We start from the raw sequence: 1,997 nt of genomic DNA, 5'->3' as shown, positions 1-1,997 counted from the left end.
GATTTGGCCCCGTCGCGACACCCCCAAAGTGGGGCCAAATCAGACCGTCGTTCTCAGTCATGATGGACATGGCGATCATGACGGTGCGGCGGGGTCCAATCGCCGTAGCCAGGGGTGGCGTTACCACCGAGGCTAGCACGATTGTTCCCGCGTTGGGCAGGATCAGGAGACCGGCCTCAAGTGCGCTCTTGCCGTGCACGATTTGGAAGAACTGGGTGAGGAAGAAGAACGTTGCTGGCCCGGCGAAGAACATTGCGCCCAAGATGAGCACTGACGCGGTGAAGTCGCTGAAGTGCGATCCGCTCCTGATCGCTCGCACGGTGGGGGATTTTGCTGATTCGCACGATGCGATCTTCGCTGCTGGCGATCGGGTCAGCGTCCGATATAGCCTGCGGTGTGAGCAACGCTGACGCCTACAAAGAGACTGCTCGGGGTAGCTCGGGGCGATGACCAACGCGGTGAGATCTTGGCTGGCAACCCACAGCTGCCCGGATGGCACACCGACGGTCCCCTTGATCCCGCTGGCCCGGGCGAGTCACATCCAGCCAACCGTGGCCGTGACCGCCTTCACGACGGCGATAGCCATTGGGGCCGGGCGCCGTTGGGGCGCTGTTTCGGTCGGTTCAGCCGTGCTCGCCGGACAGCTCGCAGTGGGTTGGAGTAACGACTATTTAGACCGCGACCGCGACCGCATGGGCGGTCGAGCCGACAAGCCAATCGCTGCAGGCGAGATCACCGCTGAGGTCGTGCGCAACTGCGCGGTTCTGGCGGCGCTGGGATGTGTTCCGTTGTCGTTACTTTCGGGCTGGCGTGCTGCGGGTGTGCACGGTGTTGCGGTGGGTGCCGCATTCGGCTACAACGCATTTCTGAAGGGGACCTTGGCAAGTGTGGTGCCGTACGTCGTTGCATTCGGTGCTCTTCCGGCGTTCGTGACGTTGGGTGGTCGATCAGGCCGTCGTCCACCGCGAGCAGCCACGGTGGCTGCAGCTTTGATGGGAGCAGGGGCCCATTTCATCAACGTGTTGCCAGACCTCGAAACAGACTCGTTGACAGGAGTCCGTGGCCTGCCCCACCGTTTCGGATCAACTGGCTCGCTCCTGGTCGGCGTGGCGTTATTGGGCAGTGCAACAGCCGTCGTTGCGCGGGCTGGCGACGCGCCTCTCCGACGCATCAGTCGAATCTTCGCTGGTAGTGCGGCGGTCTCGGTTGGAGGTGTGCTCGCGGCCGCCGTAACGGGTCGGAAGCGCGCCTCGTGGAGCCTGGCGCTTGGCACGTCGGCGCTGACGGTCGCGCTGTACCTGAGTCGCAGCGAATTCCTGTCCTGAGAACGCGCGCATCCTCGACCAGGATCGAGGATCATGTCCAGATCGCTCGCCGACGCTTGCGGAGCTGTCTGCTGGATTGCTCATTGGGACTGGAAAGCAATCAAGGTGACTCGTGTCGGGCCTCCTGTCCGCGAGTGCCTCGGATTTGAGCATCGACGCCGCTCGTTATGAGGCGGAGCCCCCTCAGGAAACGTTCGTCGGCAGTCTTTACGGCGTGAGTGTCAATTGGCTCGGCCTGAATCGCTCCGATCGTGGCTGCTTGGTGGTGCTGTTGTTCGTCGGTCGCGTACCCGAAGACGAAGTACACGAGCACGGATGCAGCGATGGCTGCGTCGTCGCGCCCGAGGCTTTCACGAGTCAGCTCGTCAATGAATTGCTCGAACGGCTGCTGTGCTCCGAGTCGAAACGCGAATATCGTCGCCACAAGTTCGGCAGCGTCCGGATACCGAAGCAGCTCACGTCGTAAGCGCGATGCCAGCGTCTCAATCCGCTCCGACCAGTCCCCGTCCACCGGTAACAGGATCGGTGCGACAATCTGATCAGCGACGGCGGCGAGCAGATGCTGTTTGTTGTCGAAATGCCAGTACAACGCACTCTGCTGGATGCCCAGGTCGGCCGCGATCCGTCGCATAGCGAGTGCATGCAGACCCCCGTCGGCAAGCAACTGCAGCG

General features: G+C 62.6%; 2 protein-coding genes and 1 pseudogene. 1 reads left to right on the top strand and 2 read right to left on the bottom strand.

From position 1 onward, the window contains the following. Window positions 1-319: pseudogene (locus ACH2EI_RS15580) on the bottom strand (hypothetical protein); the annotation flags it as partial. Between the two features lie 232 nt (window positions 320-551). Here ACH2EI_RS15580 and ACH2EI_RS15575 point away from each other — a divergent pair. Then, the gene (locus tag ACH2EI_RS15575; protein WP_395160707.1) at window positions 552-1,325 is read left to right on the top strand and encodes a UbiA family prenyltransferase; all 774 of its coding nucleotides are present in this window, start codon (window positions 552-554) and stop codon (window positions 1,323-1,325) included. A gap of 100 nt (window positions 1,326-1,425) precedes the next feature. Here the strand turns inward: ACH2EI_RS15575 and ACH2EI_RS15570 are convergent. Then, the coding region (locus ACH2EI_RS15570) for a TetR/AcrR family transcriptional regulator C-terminal domain-containing protein (RefSeq protein WP_395160705.1) at window positions 1,426-1,997 on the bottom strand (572 nt) is incomplete at its 5' end.

It is taken from the genome of Ilumatobacter sp. (assembly GCF_041688325.1).
Taxonomy (GTDB): Bacteria; Actinomycetota; Acidimicrobiia; order Acidimicrobiales; family Ilumatobacteraceae; genus Ilumatobacter_A.
This window is presented reverse-complemented; position numbering and strand designations above follow the sequence as displayed.